Genomic DNA, 21,783 nt, shown 5'->3' on the forward strand with positions numbered 1-21,783 from the left:
CGAGCTAATCAAGTCTGATCAACCCAAAACGCGAGGGTCGCAGCCTTGGTCAGCTGCCCCTCGCGTTCGGCCAGGAGCCACGTTGCAGCGTTTCCCCTGGCAGGCGGTTCGTTCGATTCGACGTTTGAACCTTAGTGCTCGGCTGACCACCGAATTGCGTCGGCCGACTGGGTCTATGAAGCCTGATCTCCAGTTGATTCGCGAGTTTTCTTCTTACTCTCGGTCGGACTCGGACAGACCCGACATCAGCTTAACAATCAAAGAGCCCATGACCTGCATTGATGCAGATCCCTTCCGCCACCCAGAGGGCCATAGATGCCTTGATGTATTGGTTGATAAGGAAGACTTTTTAGGTGATTTGCCCCCTTTTGTGGCTGTTTCTACTCGGAGGAGCTCATTCCGGTTATCCTTCTTTGGCGGCATGTTTCCTGCCGGCCAGATGCTGGCGGGGGCAGGCATTTGGCTCGATCGCCTGAAGGTGCGGTTCAATCGTTCTGCGGCGTTTTCCCGGTTGCAGCCGGGGTCGTTTCGATTCGACGGCGGGCAGGTCCTCGGGCCTGCCCGCGCACACCCTTGCCTCCTCGGAAGTGGGTGTGCGAAGCGGGCTCCCGAGCCCGAGAAGGGGGGAGCGCCTGATGGCAGGCACCCCTGTACCGCGGACGCCCGCAGACGCGCCGGACTACCGCTTCCCGACGCGGCAGGTCCTCCTGTGGGCCGCCGTCCTCGCCGGGATCGCCGCGCTGATCGCGCTGCTCGTGCTGCTCGGCATGCCCGTGGCCGTAGCCGTTCCCACCGTGCCTACCCTCGCGCTGCTGGCGACCCAGGTCGTTCGCAACCTGCAAGGCCACGACGACGGTCCCGGCCAGCCGATTGGCGAGTCGGTGGTGGCGCTGGCGCCGGCTCTCCACTCTGTTCCTCGGGCGGAGCCCGCCATCGAGCAGGTCGACAACGGTGACACCAATGCCGCGGCCTGAGAACCCGATCCCGGGCACGTCCCCGATCGAGCTGCGCGAGTTCGCCGAGGGCCTCCGTGCTCTCCGCAGGAAGGACGGTTATCTGGACTACCGGGCCATGTCGGCGCGGGCGAACTGTTCGGCTCCCTCGCTTTCCCAGGCTGCCGCGGGCAGGAAACTGCCGACCTGGGAGGTGACGCGAGCCTTCGTGAATGCCTGTGGCGGCTCCGAGGTCGAGTGGAGGACACGCTGGCAGTTGGTGAAGCAGGTGCTGGAGTCGGCACCGGCCGAGGCGCTGAACTCTGCGGGCCTCATGCCCGTCGAGTCGACCTCGGAGTACATCCAGACTTCCGGGGTGGTTGCACGAAGGCCGTACCGTGCCGCGACTCCAGTCACGCCGCCGACCTCCAAGCGCTTACTCATCAGCAGCCACGTCGGCAACCACGCCAGCGAGGGCATCGCGTCCTACGTGGCGGGCGGGACGATCGTGTCCGTCGAGGACGTGGGGCAGGGACTGCGGCAAGTTCGGGCCGCGGCCGGTTCGCCCTCCCTGCGCGAACTCAGCCTCAGGACCAAGCTCAACGGTAGTTACGTCCCTCCCAGCACCTTGGCGGACGCCTTCTCGGGAAAGCGCCTCCCCTCCAGGATGGTGGTCAACTCCATCCTCGCCGCCTGCGGGGTTCCCCCGACGGAGCGTGAGGAGTTCGACCGGGCGTGGCTCCGGCTCAAGGCCCTGTGGAGCCGCTTTTGGGGTGGCTCGGCCAGAAACCGGGGGCGGGTGCCCGGGCAACGCGAGCAGAATCCGCCAACGACGGACCTGGTATCCGGCGACCCGGTGCTTCCGGCAGGGGATTTCGACGTCCGGGTCAGGATCTCGCTGGCACTGCACAGCCAGGACGCCAAGCTCATCATCATGGCCTGCCGCGCCCGGGGCTGGGACTGCACTCCGGACTCCCAGGTCAGCGAGCGCGAACTCGGTCCCGACCAGCAGAGCCTGGACTCCCACTGGTTCGTCGACGTGCCGCGCGTCGGAGCTGCGCTCGGGGCCACGAGCGAGGCGGAGATGGAACTCCGCAACGTCCTCAAGCCGTTCGGCACCATGACCAACATGCGAGGCGGCTGGGTCCTCCAGCCGAGTGCGATGACCACCCTGACATACCGCGTCTACCAGCGGCCACCGCGCGGGCGGACATCGTGGCTGCGCCGACTGCACCGGCTCGGGATCAGCCTCGGGCTGCATGACACGGGCGAGGTCATCTACGCCCACTCGGACCGCCACGCCGTTCGCGAGTTCGCACGGCGACGTGAACTGCACAACGGCCCCGAGCGACCGGAACGGGCCGCGCTGCGACGGCCTTTCCTGACGTCTTCCAGAAGTCAGCGCGAGGCGAACGGCCGCTATCGGACACGCCGGGAGGACGCCAAGGCCCTGCGCACCGCCGGCGTCATGATCACGATCTTCTCCCTCGTCGTCCTCACCCAACCGCGCTGGTCGGCCGGCAGCTGGGGAACGGCACTGCTGGTCGCCCTCGCGGCGCTGTGCGCGGCACTTCTGTACCTCGCGCAGTCACGCATCACTCCGCCGCTTTCGACCCGCGCGAAGGTGTTGTTCTCCGCAGCCGGATCGGTCCTCTCCACCGGACTGGGAATTCTGGTGGGCAACGCCGGGCCGGTCGCCAACGCCTGGGGGAGAGTCGTTCCGCTGCTCCTGGTGTTCGTGTTCTTCGGACTGCGTTCTCTGGTGCGCGGGACCAGCACCGGGAAGATGGCTCTCTGGGCCGTACCGTTCGTCGTTTCGCTGGCCCCGCCGCTGCTTCGCGGAGTCGGTGACATCGCCTACGGCAGCTACCTGTCGGGCTTCGGCCTACGACTGAGCGACGTCACCGTCAGCGGCCTGAACCAGATGTGGCCGGCGTTCCGTCCGCTAGGAGCAGGGGTGGCAACCGGCCTGCTGACCCTGGCGATGGCCGGGTTCGCCCGACGGGTGCACGTGGACCTCGGGAAGATCCTTATCGTCCCGCTGGCCGTCATGTTCGGCCTGGCGACAGTGCTCGCGGCCACCCAGAGCGGGGAGCACGCCTCGACGCGCGCCCAGCGCGAGGCGGCGGCCCGGCACCTGCCGGGCGGCTTCCGGGCGATCACGGCCTCGGCGGTCTGCGTCAAACCGACGACGACGGCGCTGGCCACCAAGGGGGCACCGCTCCCGCAGGGCACCCCGCTGCTCACCTTCGATCCGCTCGCCGCGAACGTCGCGCTGTGGAACCCCGCCACCGGCCAGGTGACCCGGGTGCCCGGGGCCGGGGTGAGCCTGGTGACCGTCCGCGGGCTGGACAGCAGCTGCCCATAGCTACGAGGCGGCCTGGAGGACCGGGGTGTCGTGGCGCCACTTGAGGACCTTGTCGAAGCTGACGATGGCGCCGCGCTGCGGGTGGTTGCGGAGCTGGACGTGGTCGGTGAGGGCGCGGATCAGGAAGAGGCCGCGGCCGCTCTCGGCGTAGAGGTCGGGCTGGGTGTCGAGCTCGGCGGGGCGCGGGCCGGCCGGCACCGGGCGGCCGGCGGGCAGTACGTGGGTGTCGTACGGCGCCGGGCGGTCGGCGGGGCGGGTGCGGCGGGTGGGGCCGAGGGCGCCGGGCGGCGGGAGGGAGGCCCGGCCGCGGCGGGTGCGCGGGCCGCCGCGGGTGAGCGCGCGGGCCGGCGGCGCACCCGAGGGCCGTCGGGCCGGGACCAGGTGCGAGGTGGCGGGCAGGCCCGGGCCCGAGTCGGTGACCTCGATCCGCAGCCGGTCGCCCTCCATCGAGGCGGTGACCTGGAAGCTGTCGTCCGGTCGGCCGCCGCCGACCGCGTGCTCGACGGCGTTGGCGCAGGCCTCGGTCAGGGCGACGCCCAGGTCGTAGGCGATCTGCGGGTCGACGCCGGCGGTCTCCATGGTGCCGAGCAGGATGCGCCGGGCCAGCGGCACGCTGGCGAGGTCGCGCTTGAGATGCAGAGTCCACCAGATGTCCACGACAGGTCCCTCCTGGCTGCGGCTCCACATACAACTAGGTATTGCCGAGCAATCCGCGTGTGAACCGTCTCCGGGGTGCCGGTCCGCCCGTTCGGCGGATGGACTGACGCGGCACGGTGTGCCGAGCGGCGCACACCACCGCGCGCACGCCGGGGCCGATCGGGTCATTCCTGTGGAATTACCACCGCCGGCCGCCCGCCACCCCACCGCCACCCCCTGCCGAGCGGGCGCGGGGCCCGGTGAGAGGATGGCCCGGCCATGACTGACCGCCATCCCGCCCCGCAGCCGGGCGCCGCCGACCCGGTGCGCCGGGTCCGTGGTGTCGCGCGGGCAGTGACGGGAGCTGCACCGGGCGCCGCCCGTGCGGCGGCCTGGGATCTGCGGGCGGTCCGGGCGGTGCCGTTCGCGCTGGTCTGCACCGTGATCGCGGCAGCCGGGCACGACCTCGGCGGCGGCGGACCGGTGGACCCGTCCACCCTGGCCCTCGGCTTCGCCCTGGTCTGCGCGCTCGCCGCGCTGCTCGGCGGACGGGAGCGCTCGCTGACGTCCATCGCAGGCGCGCTGGGGACCGGTCAGCTCGGCCTGCACCTGCTCTTCCACTGCGTCGGCCACCACGCGATGTCCGGCATGACGATGGACCAGGTCGCCGGACGGCTGATCTGCAACGACATGCCCGGTTCGCTGATGGGCACGCTGCCCGTCGGCATGACGCCCGCGCAGCTGCTGGGCGACGCCGGCCTGGACCCGAGCGCCTACCACACGGCGGCCGTGCTGCCCTGGTGGCAGTTCGGCCTGACGCCCGCGATGGCGGCGGGCCACCTGGCCGCCGCCGTCCTGGCCGGCTGGTGGCTGAGCCGCGGCGAGGCCGCGCTCTGGCGCCTGGTCCGGCTGGCCGGCGCGCTGGCCCGCGAGGTCCAGGACCGGGCCGCACCGCTGCGCACCGCGCTGCTGCTGGTCGCGGCCCTGCTGCGCGGCCTGCTCGGCACGGCGGGCACGGACGTCCGGGCGGTGCGCCCGGACGCGGGGAGCGGACGGCTGCCGCGGGCGGCCGTCCTGCGGCACAGCGTGATCCGGCGGGGTCCGCCGGTGGCGGCGTTCGCGCACTGACCCACCGTCGGAGATCTTCCGCTGCGGGGTCGGGGCGCGCCGTGCGTACCTCGTGACCACCCCTCAGCCAGGGCACAGGTGTGTCCTGCTTCCGATGGAGAACCCCGCATCATGCGTTCGCTTCCCGCCCGTCGTCTCACCACCGTCGCCGCCCTGACCACGGGCAGCGTGCTCGCTCTCGCCGCACCCGCCTTCGCCCACGTCACCGTCCAGCCGGGCAACGCCCAGGCCGGCGGCTACACCGCCGTCGCGTTCCGGGTGCCGGACGAGAGCGACACGGCCGGCACCACCAAGCTGGAGGTCACCGTGCCCACCGACCACCCGGTGACCTCGGTGAGCACCCAGCCGCTGCCGGGCTGGACCGCCACCGTCGAGAAGAGCAAGCTCGCGACGCCGGTCAAGAGCGCCAAGGGCGCCGTGATCACCGACGCCGTCTCGAAGATCACCTGGACCGCGGACGCCGGCACCAAGATCGGCCCGGGCCAGTTCCAGGAGTTCAGGATCTCGCTCGGCCCGCTGCCGACCGACACCGACAAGCTGGTCTTCAAGGCCCTGCAGACCTACGACGACGGCAACGTCGTGCGCTGGATCGACGAGGCGCAGTCCGGCCAGCCGGAGCCCCAGCACCCGGCCCCGACGCTGACCCTCACCAAGGCCGACGCCGCCTCGCCCGCAGCGGGCGGCCACCAGATGGGCGGCTCGGGCTCGCAGGACGCCACCGTCTCGGTCGGCGCGGCCAGGTCCGACGACTCCACCGCCCGCACGCTCGGCGTGGTCGGCATCGTGGTCGGCGTGATCGGCGCCGGTCTCGGCGTCCTCGGCCTGCGCCGCAAGAGCAGCGTCACCCCCTGACCGCAGGCCGCCGGGGCCGTGCCGCGCGCACGGCCCCGGCGGCAGCCCCCTCCCGTGAAATCCCCCGAGCCCCGATCGGACCTCCGATGCCTCTGCCTCGCACCACCACCCGTCGGCGACTGGCCGGCACCGCGGCCCTCGCGCTGGCCGGCTGCCTCGCCCTGAGCTCCTGCGGCTCCGCCGCCGGCAAGACCACCGCCGGCGCGGCCGTGGTCTCCATGCCGTCCTCGAACTCGCCCTACCAGGGCACCGCGCTGTCCCGGCACTTCGACAAGCCGGACCTGGTGCTGAACGACACCAGCGGCCAGCCGTTCGACCTGCGCCAGCGCACCGCCGGGCGCACCACGCTGCTCTTCTTCGGCTACACCGACTGCCCGGACGTCTGCCCGACCACCATGGGCGACATCGGCGTGGCGATGCAGAAGCTGCCCGCCGACGAGCAGAAGAAGATCGACGTGGTCTTCGTCTCCACCGACCCGGCGCGCGACACCCCCAAGGTCCTGCGGACCTGGCTGGACTCCTTCAACACCAGCTTCATCGGCCTGACCGGCGACCTGGAGAAGGTCAAGGCGGCCGCGAAGTCGCTGGGGATCCTGGTCGAGGACCCGATCGTCAACAAGGACGGCACGGTCAGCTCCTCGCACGGCGCGCAGGTACTGGCTTTCCTGCCCTCCGACGACAAGGCTCACGTGCTGTACCTGAGCAACAGCTCGATCGACGTGTTCAGCCACGACCTGCCGCTGCTGGCGAAGGGGGTGCCGGCCTGATGCCCGGATTCCGACGGACCGCGCTCGCGGGAGCCGCGCTGGCCACCGCACTGACCGCGGGGGCGATACTCGTCGCCTGCGGCGGCGGCGGTGGCGGTGGAGCGGCGGCGGGCGTGAAGCTCAGCGTCGCGGACTCCTACATCCCGCTGCCCGCGGGCGACGGCATGGCAGCCGGGTACCTGACGGTGCGCAACACCGGCGGCGCGGCGGACAAGCTGCTGAAGGTGTCCAGCCCGGGCGCCCAGTCGGTGACGCTGCACCGGTCCACCGACACCACCATGCAGGAGGTCGACAGCCTCCCGGTGCCCGCCGGGGGCTCGCTGGAGCTGGCCCGGGGCGGCAACCATCTGATGATCATGGGCTGGGCGAAGCCGCCCGCCCTCGGCGACAAGCTCGAACTCGACCTCACCTTCCAGCACGGCGGAACGATCGCCGTGCAGGTGCCGGTGGAGCCACTCACCTACCGTCCCGGGAGCTGACGAGAGATATGCGCAAGACGAGGGCGATCCTGGCCATGGTCGGTGCGCTGCTGGTGCTGCTGCTGGGCAGCGCCGGGACGGCCTCCGCGCACGCGGCGCTGCTGCACACCGACCCCGAGCAGAACTCGGTGGTCGCGACCGAGCCGGCCGCCGTCACGCTGACCTTCAGCGAGGGCGTCACGCTGGACTCCGACGCGCTGCGGGTGCTCGACCCGGCCGGCAAGGCAGTGGACACCGGCAACCCCGGGCACGCCGACGGCAAGTCGGACACCGCGACGATCGGGCTGCGTCCGGGCCTGGCCAACGGCACCTACACGGTGGCCTGGCGGGCGATCTCGGAGGACTCGCACCCGGTCGGCGGGGCGTTCACCTTCTCGATCGGGGCGCCCTCGGACACCTCGGTCTCCGCCTCGCAGGTGCAGGGCGCGAAGGCCGACGGTGTGGTGGCCGCGCTCTACGGCACCGCGCGGACGGTCGCCTACGCGGCCTACGCGCTGCTGGTCGGCGTGGCGGCGTTCGTGCTGCTCTGCTGGCCGCGCGGCGCCGCGGTGCGCTCGGTGCAGCGGCTGCTGATGACCGGGTGGGTCGCGCTGCTGGCCTCCACGGTGGCGCTGCTGCTGCTGCGCGGGCCGTACGAGCGCGGGACCGGTATCGGCCAGGCGTTCGACCTCACCCTGGTGCGCAGCACGCTGGACGAGCGGCTCGGCACCGCGCTGGCGGCCCGGCTGCTGCTGCTGGCGGCGGCCGGGGTGTTCCTGTCGCTGCTGGTGGGGCAGCTGGGCTTGTCCTCCTCCGCATCCCCGGCGGCCGAGCCGAGCGGGGATCCCGAGGAGGACGAGCTGCGCCGGCTGGAGCTGCGCGCGGCGGAGCGTCCGCAGCGCGAGGCGCGGCTGGCGCTCGGCGTCGGCGGGCTGGTGCTGGCCCTCGCGCTCGGCGCCACCTGGGCCGCGGCGGACCACGCCGCCGTCGGCATCCAGGTCCCGCTGGCGCTGCCGCTGGACATGCTGCACCTGTTGGCGATGGCCTGCTGGCTCGGCGGGCTGGCCACCCTGCTGGTCGGGCTGCGGCACGGGATCGGCGCGACGGAGGCGGACCGGTTCTCCAAGGTCGCCTTCAGCTCGGTGGCGGTGCTGGTGGCCAGCGGCGTCTACCAGTCCTGGCGGGGCGTCGGCTCCTGGGGCGCGCTGGTGGACACCGAGTACGGGCGGCTGCTGCTGATCAAGATCGGCCTGGTGCTGGTCATGCTGGGCCTGGCCTGGTTCTCCCGGCGCTGGGTCGCCCGGCTGCGCGGGACGCCGGAGGAGGCCCTCAGCCCCGAGCCGGTGGAGCAGGAGCAGGAAGTCGGCCTGGCCGACGACCCGGTCCGCCAGGCCCAGCTGGACCGCCAGCGCGCGGCGCTGGCCTCGGCGAAGGTGCGCCGGACCCAGGACGGCTCGCCGGTGCGGGCCGGACTGCGGCGCGCGGTGCTGGTGGAGAGCGCGGTGGCGGTGGCCGTCCTGGTGGTCACCACCCTGCTGACCAACGCGCCGCCCGGCCGGGTGGCCGCCGCGACAGCCGCGCCGAGCGCGGGCGCGCCCGCCGCCACCGGGCAGCCGGTGGTCCTCAAGCTGGCGTACGACACCGGCGGCACCGGGACGGGCGCCAAGGGCACCGCGACGCTGAGCATCGACCCGGCCAGGACCGGCGGCAACGCCATCAAGCTGGTCGTCAGCGACAGCGCCGGGCAGCCGGTGGACGTCCCCGAGGTGCAGCTGTCGTTCACCCTGCCGGACCGCGACCTCGGCCCGCTGCCGGTGGTGCTGGCCAAGTCCGGCACCGGCACCTGGAGCGGCACCGCACAGCTGCCGCTGGCCGGCGACTGGGTGGCGGCCGTCGTGGTCCGCTCCTCGGACATCGACCAGACCACCCAGACCAAGCCCGTGAAGATCGGCTGAACCATGGCACCCAGCACGTCCGGCGCGTTCTCCCGGCGCGCCCTGCTCGGCAGCGCCGGGGCCGGCCTGGTGGCAGGCGCGGCCGGCACATACGCGAGCGAGCCGGCGGCGGCAGCCCGCAGTGCCGGCCTCGGAGCGGGCCAGGTGGACTTCCACGGCCCGCACCAGGCCGGCATCCTCACCCCGCAGCAGGCCCGGATCCAGCTGGCCGCCTTCGACCTGCTCCCCGGCCTGGCCCCCGCCGCCGGGCGGGCCGGGCTGCAGGCGCTGCTCAAGCGCTGGACCGCGACCATCGCGCGGCTCACCGCCGGTGAGCCGGCCGACCGGAACGAGAACCAGATCGCCCTGGACGCCGGTCCCTGCTCGCTGACCGTCACGGTCGGCTTCGGCGCCTCGCTCTTCGAGCGGACCGGGATGCAGGCGGCCCGGCCGGCCGCGCTCGCGCCGCTGCCGGAGTTCCCCGCCGACGCGCTGGATCCCGCCCGCAGCGACGGCGACCTGTGGCTCCAGGTCTGCGCGGACGATGCGCTGGTCGCCTTCCACGCCCTGCGGGTGCTCCAGCAGCAGGCCGTCGGCACGGCCGCCCCGCGCTGGCAGTCGGCGGGATTCAGCCGCACCCCCGGCGCCACCGCGCAGCCGCGGACCGGCCGCAACCTGATGGGCCAGATCGACGGCACCAACAACCCCAAGCCCGCCGACGCCGACTTCGCCGCCCGGATCTTCAGCACCGGGCCCGGCTGGCTGGCCGGCGGCTCCTATCTGGTCTTCCGCCGGATCACGATGCTGCTGGACGACTGGGAGAACCTGCCCACCGACCGCCAGGAACGGGTGATCGGGCGGCGCAAGTCGGACGGCGCGCCGCTCTCCGGCGGCACCGAGACCACCCCCGTCGACCTCGCCAGGTCCAACCCGGACGGCACCCTGGCGATCCCCGCCGACGCGCACATCCGGGTCGCCGCCCCGGCGGCCAACAGCGGGGCGGCGATGCTGCGGCGCGGGTACAGCTACGCCGACGGGGTCCGGGCGGACGGTTCGCCGGACGCCGGGCTGCTCTTCCTGGCCTTCCAGGCGGACCCGGCGCGCGGCTTCGTCCCGGTGCAGCGCAAGCTCTCCCGGGGCGACGGGCTGTCGAAGTTCCTGCGGCACGAGGCGAGCGGGCTGTACGCGGTGCCGCCGGGCGTCCCGGCCGGCGGCACCGGCTACCTGGGCCAGGCGCTGCTGGAGGGTTAGCCAGCTGCCCACGGGGTGGACGAACGGCGCCGTGCCGGGGCCCGAGTGGATAGGGTGGCAGGTCTGGCACCGCTGAGTTGAACCGTCCGGAGGCACGAAATGTCGGCCACCCGCTACACCTACCTCGGGCCCCGGGGCACCTTCACGGAGGCCGCCCTGCACACCCTGCCCGAGGCGGCGACCCGGGAGCTGGTGCCGCTCACCTCGGTGCAGGCCGCGCTGGACGCCGTCCGCACCGGCGAGGCCGCCGGGGCCTTCGTGGCGATCGAGAACTCGGTGGAGGGCGCGGTCACCACCACCATCGACGAGCTGGCCACCGGCACGCCGCTGATGATCTACCGCGAGGTGCTGCTGCCGATCAGCTTCGCCCTGCTGGTCCGACCCGGCACCACGCTGGCCGACGTCAAGACCGTGACCAGCCACCCGGTGGCCCAGCCGCAGGTCCGGCACTGGATGCGGGCCAACCTGCCGGACGTCCACTGGGAGTCCGCCGCCTCCAACGCGGACGGCGCCCGGCTGGTGCAGGAGGGCCGCTTCGACGGTGCCTTCGCGGGGGAGTTCGCCGCCGCGCTGTACGGGCTCGAGCCACTGGTCAGCGACATCCACGACGCCGCGTACGCGACCACCCGGTTCGTCCTGGTCGGCCGACCGGGGCGGGTCTCCTCGCCGACCGGCGCGGACAAGACGTCGATGGTGGTCTGGCTGCCGGACGACCACCCGGGCGCGCTGCTGGAGCTGCTGCAGGAATTCGCGGTGCGCGGGGTCAACCTGATGCGGATCGAATCGCGGCCCACCGGCCAGGGACTCGGGAACTACTGCTTCTCGCTCGACTGCGAGGGCCACCTGACCGAGCGCCGGGTCGCCGAGACGCTGATGGGTCTGCGGCGGATCTGCCCGCAGGTGCGGTTCCTCGGCTCCTATCCGCGGGCGGACCAGCGCGACCCGTCGGCCCGCCAGCCCGGAACCTCGGACGAGGATTTCGACCGCGCGGCGGACTGGCTCTCGCGCTGCCTCGACGGCCGCGCCGAACTCTGATCCGAACTCTGGTCCGAACTCTGGCGCCGCCGTTCGTCAGTTGTTCATGTCGCGCCCATCCGGGTGACACCACCCGGGAACCAGGTCAGCGCCCGACCACACACCGTCATCCACAGGCCGGTGAACTGGCCCCTCCTCATCCACAGGCCCTGACGGGGCTAGTTATCCACAGGCCTGGGGACGAGTCGACAAACCGGCATAGCTACTCCCAGGTCCAGTCGGATCATCTCCTAGTGGGCGGGATCGGACCAATCACACCAGAGTCACCCTTCTGCCTTTAAATCACCCGTCCGAGTGGGTAAATTAACTCAGCCGAGCAGCTAATTTCGGGTTTGAAACCTTGGAAACCTGATTTCGGGATCCAGGATTCTCCCAGGAACGACAATCCACAGGCAAGCTTCCGAGCCTGTGGACAAAAGGGCTCCACGGCGCACGGTGGACAAGTTATCCACAGGATTGGGCCGGTTATCCCCAGGGAGCGGCCGCCGTGGTGGACAGCACCGCCCGGATCCCCGAAAACCAGTCCGGCCGGTCGCTCGCGCCCCGGTAGGCTGTGGCCCGTGATTGACCTTCGCCTGCTTCGTGAGGACCCTGACCGAGTGCGCGCCTCGCAGCGCGCCCGTGGCGAGGACGTCGACCTGGTCGACGCCCTGCTCTCCGCCGACGAACGGCGCCGGTCATCGGGCACCCGTTTCGACGAGCTGCGCAACGAGCAGAAGACGCTCGGCAAGCTGGTCCCCAAGGCCCAGGGCGACGAGAAGGCCGCCCTGCTCGCCCGCACCCGCGTGCTGGCCGCCGAGGTCAAGGCGGCCGAGGCCGAGCAGAACGAGGCCAAGGACGAGGCCGAGCGCCTGATCCGCTCGCTCGCCAACCTGATCGACCCGGCGGCTCCGGTCGGTGGCGAGGAGGACTTCGTCACGCTGGAGGAGATCGGCACCCCGCGCGACTTCGCGGCCGAGGGCTTCGAGCCCAAGGACCACGTCGAGCTGGGCCAGATCCTCGGCGCGATCGACACCGAGCGCGGCGCCAAGGTGGCCGGCTCGCGCTCCTACTACCTGACCGGCGTGGGCGCCCTGCTGGAGCTGGCCCTGGTCAACATGGCGATGGCGCAGGCCACCGCGGCCGGCTTCGTCCCGATGATCACGCCGAGCCTGGTCCGGCCGGCCGCGATGGACGGCACCGGCTTCCTCGGCCAGGCCGCCGAGAACGTCTACTTCCTGGAGCAGGACGACCGCTACCTGGTCGGCACCAGCGAGGTCCCGCTCGCGGCGTACCACATGGACGAGATCCTGGAGGCGGGCCAGCTGCCGCTGCGCTACGCCGGCTTCTCCTCCTGCTTCCGCCGCGAGGCCGGGACGTACGGCAAGGACACCCGCGGCATCATCCGGGTGCACCAGTTCGACAAGGTCGAGATGTTCGTCTACACCACCCCGGAGGAGGCGGAGGCCGAGCACCGCCGCCTGCTCCAGTGGGAGAAGGACTTCCTGAACGCCCTGGAGCTGCCCTACCGGGTGATCGACGTGGCCTCCGGCGACCTCGGTTCCTCGGCCGCACGCAAGTTCGACATCGAGGCCTGGATCCCGACCCAGGGCAAGTACCGCGAGGTCACCTCCACCTCGAACACCACCGAGTACCAGTCCCGCCGGCTCTCCATCCGGATGCGCGAGGAGGGCAAGGTCCGCCCGCTGGCCACCCTGAACGGCACCCTGGTCGCCGTGCCGCGGACCATCGTGGCGATCCTGGAGAACCACCAGCAGGCGGACGGCACGGTCGTCCTCCCGGAGGCGCTGCGCCCCTACCTCGGCGGCCGGACCACGCTGGACCCGATCAAGTGACCGTCCAGGAGCTGCCCTACCGGTTGGTCGCGACCGACCTGGACGGCACCCTGCTGACCTCCACGGGGACGACGGTCTCCGACCGCACCCGCGCCGCCCTGGCCGCCGCCACGGCGGCCGGTGCGGTGCACATCGTGGTCACCGGCCGCTCGGCGGCCTGGTCGCGGCCGATATTCGACCAGATCGGCTACACCGGTCTGGCGGTCTGCGGGCAGGGCGCGCAGGTCTACGACGCCGGGGCGCACAAGCTGCTCACCTCGATGACGCTGGACCGCACGCTGGCCGCGACGGCCATCGCCAAGATCGAGGCCGAGCTCGGCCCGCTCGCCGTGGCGGCGAGCCAGGACGGGCTGGAAGGCGCGGTGCTCGCGATGAGGTCGTTCCGCGCGGTCGGGGACCTGCCGATGGTCCCGGTGGAGACCTTCGCCGACCTGATCGTCGCGCCGATCAGCAAGCTCTACATCCAGTGCCCGGGCTACGGGGACGACGAGCTGGGCGAGGCCGCGGCGCGGCTGGCCGGCCAGCTGGTCGGGGTCACCGTGGCCGGGCCCGGCATCGTCGAGCTGCTGCCGCTGGGGCTCTCCAAGGCCACCGGGCTGGCGATCGCGGCCCGCCGGCTGGGCCTGCGGGCGGCGGACACCATCGCCTTCGGCGACATGCCCAACGACCTGCCGATGTTCCACTGGGCCGCGTACGGCGTGGCGATGGCCAACGCGCACACGGAGCTGCTCGCGGTCGCGGACGAGGTCACCGCCGGCAACGACGAGGACGGCGTCGCGGTGGTGCTGGAGCGCCTCTTCGGCTGACGTGACATGGGGAAGGGCCCGCTGCCGGCACTGGCAGCGGGCCCTTTCGCTGCGCTCAGCCGTAGGAGACGTTGCTGCAGGGGTCGTCCGCGGCCGAGCGGCCCGCGTCGCTGATGCTGGTCGGCAGCGGGGCCGGGGCCCCAGCCGTGCCCGGGGAGGCGGCTCCGGCCGCGGGGGACGCGCCGCCGGCGGTGGCCGCGTAGTCCCTGCCCAGGGTCAGGCTGATCCCGGGCGAGCTGCTCTTCTCCAGGGTCGCGCCGGGGAAGAGCTGGGCCAGCGACTGGGCCGCCTGCGCCGAGGCCGCGCTGTACTGGATCAGCGTGGTCTCGTGGGTCTGGGTGGGGGCGTTGCCCGCGCCGGTCACCGTGAACCCGGCGTCCTTGAGCTTGGCCGAGGCCGTGCTGGTCAGGCCCTTGGTCGTGGTGCCGTTGAGCACCATGACCCGGGCACCGGCGCCGTTCACCGCGGGGGCGGGCGGGGAGGGCGCGGCCGGCGGGGCGGACGGCGCGTCGGCCTGCTGGCCGCCGCTGGCGTCCTGGCCGTCCAGCGTCTGGTCGGCCTTGAGCGCGCCCCACAGCTTCTCGACGTCGGGGTGGACCAGGTCCACCCGACTCCCGTTGTAGCGCCAGGGCGTGGTGATGAACTTGATGTTCTTCAGGTCGATGCTCTTCATCGACATCGCGAAGGAGAGCAGCTTCGCCGCCGAGTTGAGGTCCGGGTCGACGGTGAGCGACTTGGTCGCGGCATCGGCCAGCGGCAGCAGGGTGGTCGGGTCCATGCCCTTGCCCTTGACGTCCTTGATCATGGAGGAGAGGAACGCCTGCTGACGGGCCATCCGGCCGATGTCCGAGTTGTCGCCGATGCCGTGCCGGATCCGGACGTAGTCCAGCGCGGACTGTCCGGAGACCTGCTGGAGGCCCTTGGCGAAGACCTGCTTGCCCTTGTGGCCGAGGTTGGGGTCGAGGTCGCCCTCGTAGACCGCGTTCGGCAGGCAGACCTGGACGCCACCGATCGCGTTGGTCATCGAGGCGAAGCCGTTGAAGTCCACCACCATGGTGTGGTCGACCCGCATCCCGGTCAGGCTCTCCACCGTGTTCTGCGTGCAGGCGGGGTTGCCCTTGTCCGAATTGCCCATCGCGAAGGCCGAGTTGAACATGGCACTGGACTGCTTCGCGGTCCACTTGCCGTTCACCAGGCAGGGCGGTATCGGCACGAGCGAGTCGCGCGGGAACGAGACGCCGACCGCGTGCTTGTGGTCCGCATAGACGTGCAGCAGGATCGTGGTGTCCGAACGGGCGCCGGGTTCACCGCCGCCACCGAGGTCGTTGTTGCCGTTGCCGCGCGAGTCGGAGCCGATCAGCAGGACGTTCACCGGCTTGTCGCCGTTGGCATCGGCGGTGGCTGCGGCCGGGCGGTCCTTGCTGATGCCGGCCTTGTCGAAGGTCGTGATGTTGCCGTTGAGCTTGTAGTAGAACGCCCCGCCGCCGGCAGCGACCAGGGCCACCGCCGAGGCGGCCGTCCAGGCGACGATCTTCTTGGTGTTGCGCTGCTGCTTCTTGCGCCCGCGCCCCTGCGCCCGCCGAGCCTCAGCGCGACCGCCCGTCGGACCGCCCGTCGGACTGTCGGCCGGACCGTCGGCCGGACCCCGCTGCCCGGGCACCGCGCCGTTCGAGGCGCCCTCGCGCCGCGACCCCGCGCCGCGATCGGACGCTCCCGCCCTCTGGCCTGACATTCGTACACCCTTCACCGGCGGCACGATCCACATGGAGCTCCAACGGAGCATATAAAGGCATGATCACGAAGTCACGGCGCGAGTGGACTGACGGACAGATCGGCAGGTCAGGGCCGGTGGTGGTGCGAGCGGATCGGCCGATCAAGGGATGGTGGCGAGGATGCCGTTCGTGCCGGAATGAGATTTTGGATAATCGCTTAATTGCGCAAGCAATTGAGCGTCACGCCCCTGGCGAGCCCCCGCGGTGCGGTTGTAGGACGACTGGTTGTAGGATGACCGGGCAAGCGAGTCGGGAGTCCGTCGGGATCGGATCGGAGGTGGCGTGGTGACCAGCGGGAACGAGAGTCTGCGCGCCACCGGGCGACAGTCCCTGGTGGACCTCACGATCGAGCAACTGCGCGAGCGGCTGGCGGCCGGGACCTGGGCGGTCGGGGAGCAGATCCCGACCGAGCACGAGCTCGCCGAGCGGCTCCAGGTGGGGCGCAACACCGTGCGGGAGGCGATCCGCGTGCTGGTGCACGCCGGGATGCTGGTCTCCCGGCAGGGTGAGGGCACCTTCGTGCGCAGCACCAGCGACCCCGCCTCCGTGCTGCGCGGCGTGCAGCGCTCCGGCGTCCGCGACGTCCTGGAGGTCCGCGCCGCGCTGGAGGCCGAGGCCGCCCGGCTGGCCGCCGTCCGGCACACCCCCGAGGACCTCGACCGGATGCGGGCCGCGCTCGCCCGGGAGGCCGAGGTGATCGCCGCCCACTCGGATCGGGTCGGGCGGGAGGCCACGGTCGAGCACGACCTGGAGTTCCACACCGCCGTCGTCGAGGCCGCGCACAACCCCGCACTGACCGAGGTCTACCGCTACTTCAGCGCCTCCGTCCGCGAGTCCATGCGGACGGCCTTCGGCGACCACGAGATGCCCGAGGTGGTCGTGGCCACCCACCAGGCCCTGGTCGACGCCATCGCCGCCGGTGACCCGGAGCAGGCCGAGGTCGCGTGTCGCGCCCTGCTGGCCGAGCCGACGGCCGCCGTCGAGCAGCTGCTCGCCGAGTTCGCGGCCCGGAAGTAAGGCACGGCGCGTCCGTCGCCGTCCGTCAGTCCGCTGTCCTTCCCAGAAAGTGCACCACCTTGTCGATCACCCGTGCCCCGCAGCCGGTGCTCACGCCGGTCTCCGCCGTCCGCTCCAAGCTCGCGCACCCCGCCCTGCTGCTCACCGGGATCCTGCTGGTCGCGCTGAACATGCGGGCCTGCCTGGCGGCCATCTCGCCGATGGTCGGGGAGATCCAGCGGACCTTCGGCCTCTCCTCCACCGCGAGCGGGCTGATCACCACCGTGCCGGTGCTGTTCCAGGGCATGGGCGCGCCGCTCACCCCGCGGCTGACCCGCCGGTTCGGGACCGAGCGCGTGGTGCTGGGCGCGGTGCTGGTGCTCGGCGCCGGCGTGCTGCTGCGGGTGCTGCCCTCGGTCGCGTCGCTGTACGCGGGCTGCGTGGTGATCGGCGTGGCGATCGCCGTCCTGAACGTCTCGATGCCCGGGCTGGTCAAGCGGGAGTTCCCGGCCAAGGCCGCCGCGATGACCGGGGTCTACTCGACCACCATGCTGGTCGGCGCGACGCTGGCGGCCGGCACCTCGGTGCCGCTGGAGCACGTGCTGGGCGGTGGCTGGCGGGCCTCGCTGGGGGCATGGTCGGTGCTCGCGCTGATCGCGGCGGTGGCCTGGCTGCCGCAGGTGCTGCGCGCCCGTCAGGAGAAGGCCCAGGGCCCTGTGGCGGCCGCACCCGTGGCGGCGGCGAAGCCGATCGCGGGGCTCTGGCGGACGCCGCTGGCCTGGCAGATCAGCCTCTTCATGGGCATCTCCTCGCTGATGGTCTACACCCTGGTCGCCTGGATGCCGACGATCCTGGCCGACCACGGCATGAGCCGGGACGAGTCCGGCCTGGTCTTCGCGTACAGCAACCTGGTGCAGGTGTCCGGCGCGTTCCTGGTGCCGCTGATCGCCGGCCGGATGACCCGTCAGCGCGGGCTCGCGGTGGCGATGGCGGGCCTCAACGCGGTCGGGGTCAGCGTCCTGCTGCTCGCGCCGGTCTCCGGCGCCTGGGTGTCGGCCACCGTGCTCGGCGTGGCGCAGGGCGGCTCGCTCGGGCTGGCGCTGGCCTTCATCGTGCTGCGGACCGGCAGCGCGGCCGGGGCGGCGCAGCTGGGCGGCATGACACAGGCGGTCGGCTATCTGATCGCCGCCGCCGGGCCGGTGGGCGCGGGAGCGCTGCACCAGCTGACGGGCAGTTGGACGGTGCCGCTGGCGCTGCTGCTGGTGCTCGCGGGCGCCGCGGCCGTCGCGGGCTGGGGCGCGGGACGCGGCCGGACGCTGTAAGGACTCAGTCCTCGGCTCAGTCCTCGGAGGCCAGCGTCAGGCCGGCCAGCTTGACCGAGGCGAGCACGGTGGCCGCCGCGGTGACCACCAGCAGCAGCGGCACCGCGGCGCCCAGCGCCACGTCCGCTGTCAGCGAGCCGCTGGAGGCCACCGCCTTGGCGACCGACAGGCCCCACTGCTGGATGCTGAGCGTCCTGGCGCCCTTGACGAAGTTGCCGATCAGGCTCTCCCAGATCAGCGCGTACCCCAGCCCGATCACCACCGCGTTGCGGGACGCCACGCCGAGCAGCAGGAAGAGCGCGCTGTAGGCGGCGCCGGCCACCATCGTGCCGAGGGTGAGGGCGAACGCCAGGCCGTCCCTGGTCCCGTACAGGAGCAGGCCGCCCAGCAGGGTGGGCACGGCGGAGAACAGCCAGGTGGTGAGCACCGCCACGATGAGCTTGGTGGTGACGATCCGCCAGCGCGGCAGCGGCTTGGCGAGCAGGTAGACGATCGAGCCGTCGTCGATCTCGGTGGCGATCACGCCGGTGCCGACCACCAGGCCGAGCAGCGGGACCAGGGTGCCCAGGCCCAGCCGGCCGAGGATGGTGACGGTCAGGTCGTGCTTGTCGCCGCTCGTCGCGGCCGCCACCGCCGACATCATCAGCAGCAGCACCGGCACGACCGCCAGCAGGATGCCGCGCCGACTGCCCAGCAGACCTCGGACGGTCAGCCGGGCGACGGTGCCCTGCACTGGGGATTGCAGCAAGGGGGTGGGTCCTTTCAGGGGTGGGGGTTCAGGAGGAGACGAGGTAGGAGAAGACGCTCTCCAGCGACTCGTCCGCCGGGGAGACGGTGAGGATCCGGATCCCGGCCTCCTTCGCGACCCTGGGCAGCAGGGTGGTGAAGCCCTGGAAGTCGATCGCCTGGACGCGCAGCGCCCGCTCCTGCCAGTCGAGCTCGATCCCGGCGGTGGAGGCGTCCGCGATCAGCGCCGCGGCGAGCCGCCGGTCGTCGCTGGAGCGGACCAGGTAGCGGTGCGGGCGGTTCGTCATCAGCCGGCGGATCCGGTGGAAGTCCCCCGAGGCGGCGTGCCGGCCGGCCACCACGACCTCGATGTGCCGGGCCAGTTGCTCGACCTCCTCCAGGATGTGCGAGGAGAAGAGCACCGTACGGCCCTCGGCGCCGAACCGGCGCAGCAGGTCCATCAACTGGATCCGCTGGCGCGGGTCCATGCCGTTGAACGGCTCGTCGAGCAGCAGCACGGACGGGTCGTGGACCAGCGCGGAGGCCATCTTGACGCGCTGCTTCATGCCCTTGGAGTACGTCCCGGCCTGCCGTTCCTGCGCGTACTCCATCTCGACCAGCGCGAGCGCGCGCTTCGCGGCGGCGCCCGGGTCGGGCAGGCCGTGCAGCTCGGCGTTGGCGAGGACGAACTCCCAGCCGCTCAGGTAGTCGTACATCGACTCCCGCTCCGGGACGAGCCCGATCTCCCGGTACACCTCCTGGTTGCGCCAGATCGTCGCGCCGTCCAGCGTGACCGTGCCCGCCGAGGGGGACAGGAAGCCGCTCATCAGGTGGATCAGGGTGGACTTGCCCGCGCCGTTGGGCCCGAGCAGGCCGGTGACGCCCGGGCCGATCGACATCGAGACGTCGTTGACGGCGACCACGTTGCCGAACCAGCGGGAGACCTTGTCGATGGTGATGACGGCCATGACGCCCTCTCAGATCTTCCGGTAGCGGCGCAGCAGCAGGGCATACGCACCCGCCACGATGAGGAGCATCTCCAGCCCGAAGACCAGGGCCCCGAGCGTCCCCGGCGTGTCACCGATGCTCGTCGGCACCGTCCGGACCAGACCGCAGACGTGGTTGACGAAGCGGTCCACCAGGTCGTCGGGCGAGATCAGGTAGGCCCAGTCGGCGGCGGACCCGGACGCGGAGCCGCCGCCGGAGCGGTCGCTGAGACCCTCCAGGACGGTCGCGACACCGGAGCTGACCACCAGGAAACCCATGATCGCGGCCACTCCGAAGCCCCGGCGCGGGGTGCCCGCCGCGATCAGCAGCCCGACCGCGGACAGCACGACGGAGTACAGCACCGCCGCGAGCAGCCCGTACCCGAGGTGCTCGGTGCTGTGCACGAAGTCCAGGCCGGCCAGCAGCGCGCCGGCGTAGAGCGCCAGCAGCGGGAGCACCGTCACGATCAGCAGCGCCGCGACCATCGCGGCGGCCTTGGCCCGGACGTAGTCGGCGCGGGTGATCGGGCGCGAGAAGTACAGCGGCATCGTGCCGTTGCGCAGGTCGCGGGAGAGCAGCACCGGCGCCTGGGCGGCCAGGAAGATCTCCACGAAGAGACCGAAGCTGCTGAGGTACTGCGGATAGTCGACCGGCAGGTCGGCGCGCTGCTGGAAGACCGTCAGCGCCACCAGCATGCCGGCGGGCAGCACCATCGCCGCCAGGATCAGCATCGGCAGGACCTTGGACCGGCCGGAGCGGCCGAGGCCGAAGGCGCCGCGCAGCCCCTGGACGAAGAGCGACCGGGTGGCGTACGAGCGGCCCAACCGGGGGCCCTGGTAGCTGCGGTAGCCGATGTCGTGGATGACGCCGGTGCCGGGGGCGGTGGCGGCGGGGCGGTCAGACGGCGTGGGCATCGGCTGGCTCCTGGGTCTCCTGGGGCTCCTGGGTGAAGATCTCGGAGACGCGGTGCCGGCGCTGCTCCAGGCGGACCAGCCCGAGCCCGAGGTCGGCGACGGTGTCGCGGATGACGTCGTAGGTCTCCTCACCGGCGATGTCCACCAGCAGGATCCGCGCGCCGTCCGCCCGGACGCTCAGCCCGGCGGCGGTGAGGCGCTCCTGGACGGCCGCGTCGGCGTCGAACTCCGGATCGTCGGGCCGGTCGGTGACCTCGACGGCCAGCAGCTGGGTGGCCTCGGTGAAGGACGCGGTGGAGGACGAGCGCAGCAGCCGGCCGCCGTCGATCACCACCAGGTGGTCGCAGGTCCGCTCCAGCTCGCCGAGCAGGTGGGTGGTGACCAGCACCGAGATGCCGAAGTCGCTGTGCACCCGGCGGATCAGCGCCAGCATGTCGTCGCGGCCGACCGGGTCGAGCCCGTTGGTCGGCTCGTCCAGCAGGACCAGGCGCGGGTCGTGGACCAGCGCCTGGGCGAGTTTCACCCGCTGCTTCATGCCGGTGGAGTAGCCGCCCATCGGGCGGTAGCGCTCCTCGTACAGGCCGACGTGCCGCAGCGTGTCGGCCGTCCGCTCGCGGGCCGCGGCCGCCGGCAGCCCCGACATCCGGGCCATCTGCACCACGAACTCGGTGGCGGAGACGTCCGGTGGCAGGCAGTCGTGCTCGGGCATGTAGCCGACCAGCGCGCGGATCGCCGAGCCCTCGGTGGCGATGTCGAGACCGAGCACCTCGCCCGTCCCGGAGGTGGCCGGGGCCAGGCCGAGCAGGATCTTGATCAGCGTGGACTTGCCCGCACCGTTCGCCCCCACCAGGCCCACCACGCCGGGCTGCACCTCGACGGTGAGCTGATCCAGGGCGGTGACGGAGGGGAACCGCTTGGTGAGGCCATCGGTTCTGATGACTGGGGACGAAATGGACACGGCTCGAACCTAGTGGGTGTGAACAACGGCCCGCATGAACTGGGATGACGAGGAGTCGGTCATCCTCGGGGATGAGTGGGGGCCGGGCCTTCCCCTAGGGGAAGGC

General features: G+C 72.0%; 19 protein-coding genes. 13 read left to right on the forward strand and 6 right to left on the reverse strand.

What is annotated here, in order from left to right; genetic code table 11:
• Positions 1-635 precede the first annotated feature (635 nt).
• Positions 636-974, forward strand: coding sequence for a hypothetical protein (locus P3T37_RS33740; protein ID WP_280727756.1), 339 nt, complete (start codon positions 636-638; stop codon positions 972-974).
• Positions 961-3,300 carry a helix-turn-helix transcriptional regulator gene (locus P3T37_RS33745; RefSeq protein WP_280727757.1) on the forward strand — a complete coding sequence of 780 codons (2,340 nt, stop codon included), beginning with the start codon at positions 961-963 and terminating at the stop codon, positions 3,298-3,300. The genes P3T37_RS33740 and P3T37_RS33745 overlap by 14 nt, the downstream gene beginning before the upstream one ends.
• Here P3T37_RS33745 and P3T37_RS33750 read toward each other — a convergent pair whose 3' ends face one another.
• The gene (locus tag P3T37_RS33750) at positions 3,301-3,957 is read right to left on the reverse strand and encodes an ATP-binding protein (RefSeq protein WP_280727758.1); all 657 of its coding nucleotides are present in this window, start codon (positions 3,955-3,957) and stop codon (positions 3,301-3,303) included.
• 258 nt (positions 3,958-4,215) lie between these two features.
• Between P3T37_RS33750 and P3T37_RS33755 the strand changes: the two genes are divergently transcribed.
• The 9 genes from P3T37_RS33755 (at position 4,216) to P3T37_RS33795 (ending at position 14,002) form a co-directional block, all read left to right on the forward strand.
• Positions 4,216-5,064: a hypothetical protein gene (locus P3T37_RS33755; RefSeq protein WP_280727759.1), complete on the forward strand. Its 849-nt coding sequence runs from the start codon at positions 4,216-4,218 to the stop codon at positions 5,062-5,064.
• 111 nt (positions 5,065-5,175) lie between these two features.
• Complete coding sequence (locus P3T37_RS33760) at positions 5,176-5,916, forward strand: YcnI family protein (protein WP_280727760.1); 741 nt, start codon at positions 5,176-5,178, stop codon at positions 5,914-5,916.
• Positions 5,917-6,002: 86 nt separating this feature from the next.
• Complete coding sequence (locus P3T37_RS33765; RefSeq protein WP_280727761.1) at positions 6,003-6,683, forward strand: SCO family protein; 681 nt, start codon at positions 6,003-6,005, stop codon at positions 6,681-6,683.
• Positions 6,683-7,162 carry a copper chaperone PCu(A)C gene (locus P3T37_RS33770; RefSeq protein ID WP_280727762.1) on the forward strand — a complete coding sequence of 160 codons (480 nt, stop codon included), beginning with the start codon at positions 6,683-6,685 and terminating at the stop codon, positions 7,160-7,162. Before P3T37_RS33765 ends, P3T37_RS33770 begins: the two co-directional genes overlap by 1 nt.
• Positions 7,163-7,170: 8 nt before the next feature.
• Positions 7,171-9,096 carry a copper resistance protein CopC gene (locus P3T37_RS33775; RefSeq protein ID WP_280727763.1) on the forward strand — a complete coding sequence of 642 codons (1,926 nt, stop codon included), beginning with the start codon at positions 7,171-7,173 and terminating at the stop codon, positions 9,094-9,096.
• Between the two features lie 3 nt (positions 9,097-9,099).
• The gene (gene efeB / locus P3T37_RS33780; RefSeq protein ID WP_280727764.1) at positions 9,100-10,326 is read left to right on the forward strand and encodes an iron uptake transporter deferrochelatase/peroxidase subunit; all 1,227 of its coding nucleotides are present in this window, start codon (positions 9,100-9,102) and stop codon (positions 10,324-10,326) included.
• 99 nt (positions 10,327-10,425) lie between these two features.
• Positions 10,426-11,361 (forward strand): prephenate dehydratase, encoded by a 936-nt coding sequence (gene pheA, locus P3T37_RS33785; RefSeq protein WP_280727765.1) that lies wholly within the window; start codon positions 10,426-10,428, stop codon positions 11,359-11,361.
• Between the two features lie 560 nt (positions 11,362-11,921).
• Positions 11,922-13,196 carry a serine--tRNA ligase gene (gene serS, locus P3T37_RS33790; protein WP_280727766.1) on the forward strand — a complete coding sequence of 425 codons (1,275 nt, stop codon included), beginning with the start codon at positions 11,922-11,924 and terminating at the stop codon, positions 13,194-13,196.
• Positions 13,193-14,002 carry an HAD-IIB family hydrolase gene (locus P3T37_RS33795; RefSeq protein WP_280727767.1) on the forward strand — a complete coding sequence of 270 codons (810 nt, stop codon included), beginning with the start codon at positions 13,193-13,195 and terminating at the stop codon, positions 14,000-14,002. Before serS ends, P3T37_RS33795 begins: the two co-directional genes overlap by 4 nt.
• A gap of 55 nt (positions 14,003-14,057) precedes the next feature.
• On the opposite strand, the gene P3T37_RS33800 is transcribed toward P3T37_RS33795, so the two are convergent.
• A complete protein-coding gene (locus tag P3T37_RS33800; RefSeq protein WP_280727768.1) occupies positions 14,058-15,734 on the reverse strand; it encodes an LCP family protein in 1,677 nt (558 codons plus the stop codon).
• A 325-nt stretch (positions 15,735-16,059) separates the two neighbouring features.
• Between P3T37_RS33800 and P3T37_RS33805 the strand changes: the two genes are divergently transcribed.
• Both P3T37_RS33805 and P3T37_RS33810 read left to right on the forward strand, forming a co-directional pair.
• The gene (locus P3T37_RS33805; protein ID WP_280727769.1) at positions 16,060-16,791 is read left to right on the forward strand and encodes a FadR/GntR family transcriptional regulator; all 732 of its coding nucleotides are present in this window, start codon (positions 16,060-16,062) and stop codon (positions 16,789-16,791) included.
• Positions 16,792-16,850: 59 nt separating this feature from the next.
• The gene (locus P3T37_RS33810; RefSeq protein WP_280727770.1) at positions 16,851-18,092 is read left to right on the forward strand and encodes an MFS transporter; all 1,242 of its coding nucleotides are present in this window, start codon (positions 16,851-16,853) and stop codon (positions 18,090-18,092) included.
• A 16-nt stretch (positions 18,093-18,108) separates the two neighbouring features.
• On the opposite strand, the gene P3T37_RS33815 is transcribed toward P3T37_RS33810, so the two are convergent.
• Genes P3T37_RS33815 through P3T37_RS33830 form a run of 4 tightly spaced genes read right to left on the reverse strand, consistent with a single transcriptional unit; the run spans position 18,109 to position 21,677 of the window.
• Complete coding sequence (locus tag P3T37_RS33815; protein WP_280727786.1) at positions 18,109-18,837, reverse strand: ABC transporter permease subunit; 729 nt, start codon at positions 18,835-18,837, stop codon at positions 18,109-18,111.
• Between the two features lie 31 nt (positions 18,838-18,868).
• On the reverse strand, positions 18,869-19,786 hold the full coding sequence (locus tag P3T37_RS33820) for an ABC transporter ATP-binding protein (protein WP_280727771.1): 918 nt from the start codon (positions 19,784-19,786) through the stop codon (positions 18,869-18,871).
• Between the two features lie 9 nt (positions 19,787-19,795).
• Positions 19,796-20,719: an ABC transporter permease subunit gene (locus P3T37_RS33825; RefSeq protein ID WP_280727772.1), complete on the reverse strand. Its 924-nt coding sequence runs from the start codon at positions 20,717-20,719 to the stop codon at positions 19,796-19,798.
• The gene (locus P3T37_RS33830) at positions 20,703-21,677 is read right to left on the reverse strand and encodes an ABC transporter ATP-binding protein (protein WP_280727773.1); all 975 of its coding nucleotides are present in this window, start codon (positions 21,675-21,677) and stop codon (positions 20,703-20,705) included. The genes P3T37_RS33825 and P3T37_RS33830 overlap by 17 nt, the downstream gene beginning before the upstream one ends.
• Positions 21,678-21,783: the final 106 nt, after the last annotated feature.

The sequence above is a fragment of the Kitasatospora sp. MAA4 genome (genome assembly GCF_029893355.1).
Classification (GTDB): domain Bacteria; phylum Actinomycetota; class Actinomycetes; order Streptomycetales; family Streptomycetaceae; genus Kitasatospora.

Coding starts and splice junctions, on each gene's coding strand:
- P3T37_RS33740 (WP_280727756.1), top strand. CDS start 636: ATGGCAGGCACCCCTGTACCGCGGACGCCCGCAGACGCGCCGGACTAC.
- P3T37_RS33745 (WP_280727757.1), top strand. CDS start 961: ATGCCGCGGCCTGAGAACCCGATCCCGGGCACGTCCCCGATCGAGCTG.
- P3T37_RS33755 (WP_280727759.1), top strand. CDS start 4,216: ATGACTGACCGCCATCCCGCCCCGCAGCCGGGCGCCGCCGACCCGGTG.
- P3T37_RS33760 (WP_280727760.1), top strand. CDS start 5,176: ATGCGTTCGCTTCCCGCCCGTCGTCTCACCACCGTCGCCGCCCTGACC.
- P3T37_RS33765 (WP_280727761.1), top strand. CDS start 6,003: ATGCCTCTGCCTCGCACCACCACCCGTCGGCGACTGGCCGGCACCGCG.
- P3T37_RS33770 (WP_280727762.1), top strand. CDS start 6,683: ATGCCCGGATTCCGACGGACCGCGCTCGCGGGAGCCGCGCTGGCCACC.
- P3T37_RS33775 (WP_280727763.1), top strand. CDS start 7,171: ATGCGCAAGACGAGGGCGATCCTGGCCATGGTCGGTGCGCTGCTGGTG.
- efeB (WP_280727764.1), top strand. CDS start 9,100: ATGGCACCCAGCACGTCCGGCGCGTTCTCCCGGCGCGCCCTGCTCGGC.
- pheA (WP_280727765.1), top strand. CDS start 10,426: ATGTCGGCCACCCGCTACACCTACCTCGGGCCCCGGGGCACCTTCACG.
- P3T37_RS33800 (WP_280727768.1), bottom strand. CDS start 15,734: ATGTCAGGCCAGAGGGCGGGAGCGTCCGATCGCGGCGCGGGGTCGCGG.
- P3T37_RS33820 (WP_280727771.1), bottom strand. CDS start 19,786: ATGGCCGTCATCACCATCGACAAGGTCTCCCGCTGGTTCGGCAACGTG.
- P3T37_RS33825 (WP_280727772.1), bottom strand. CDS start 20,719: ATGCCCACGCCGTCTGACCGCCCCGCCGCCACCGCCCCCGGCACCGGC.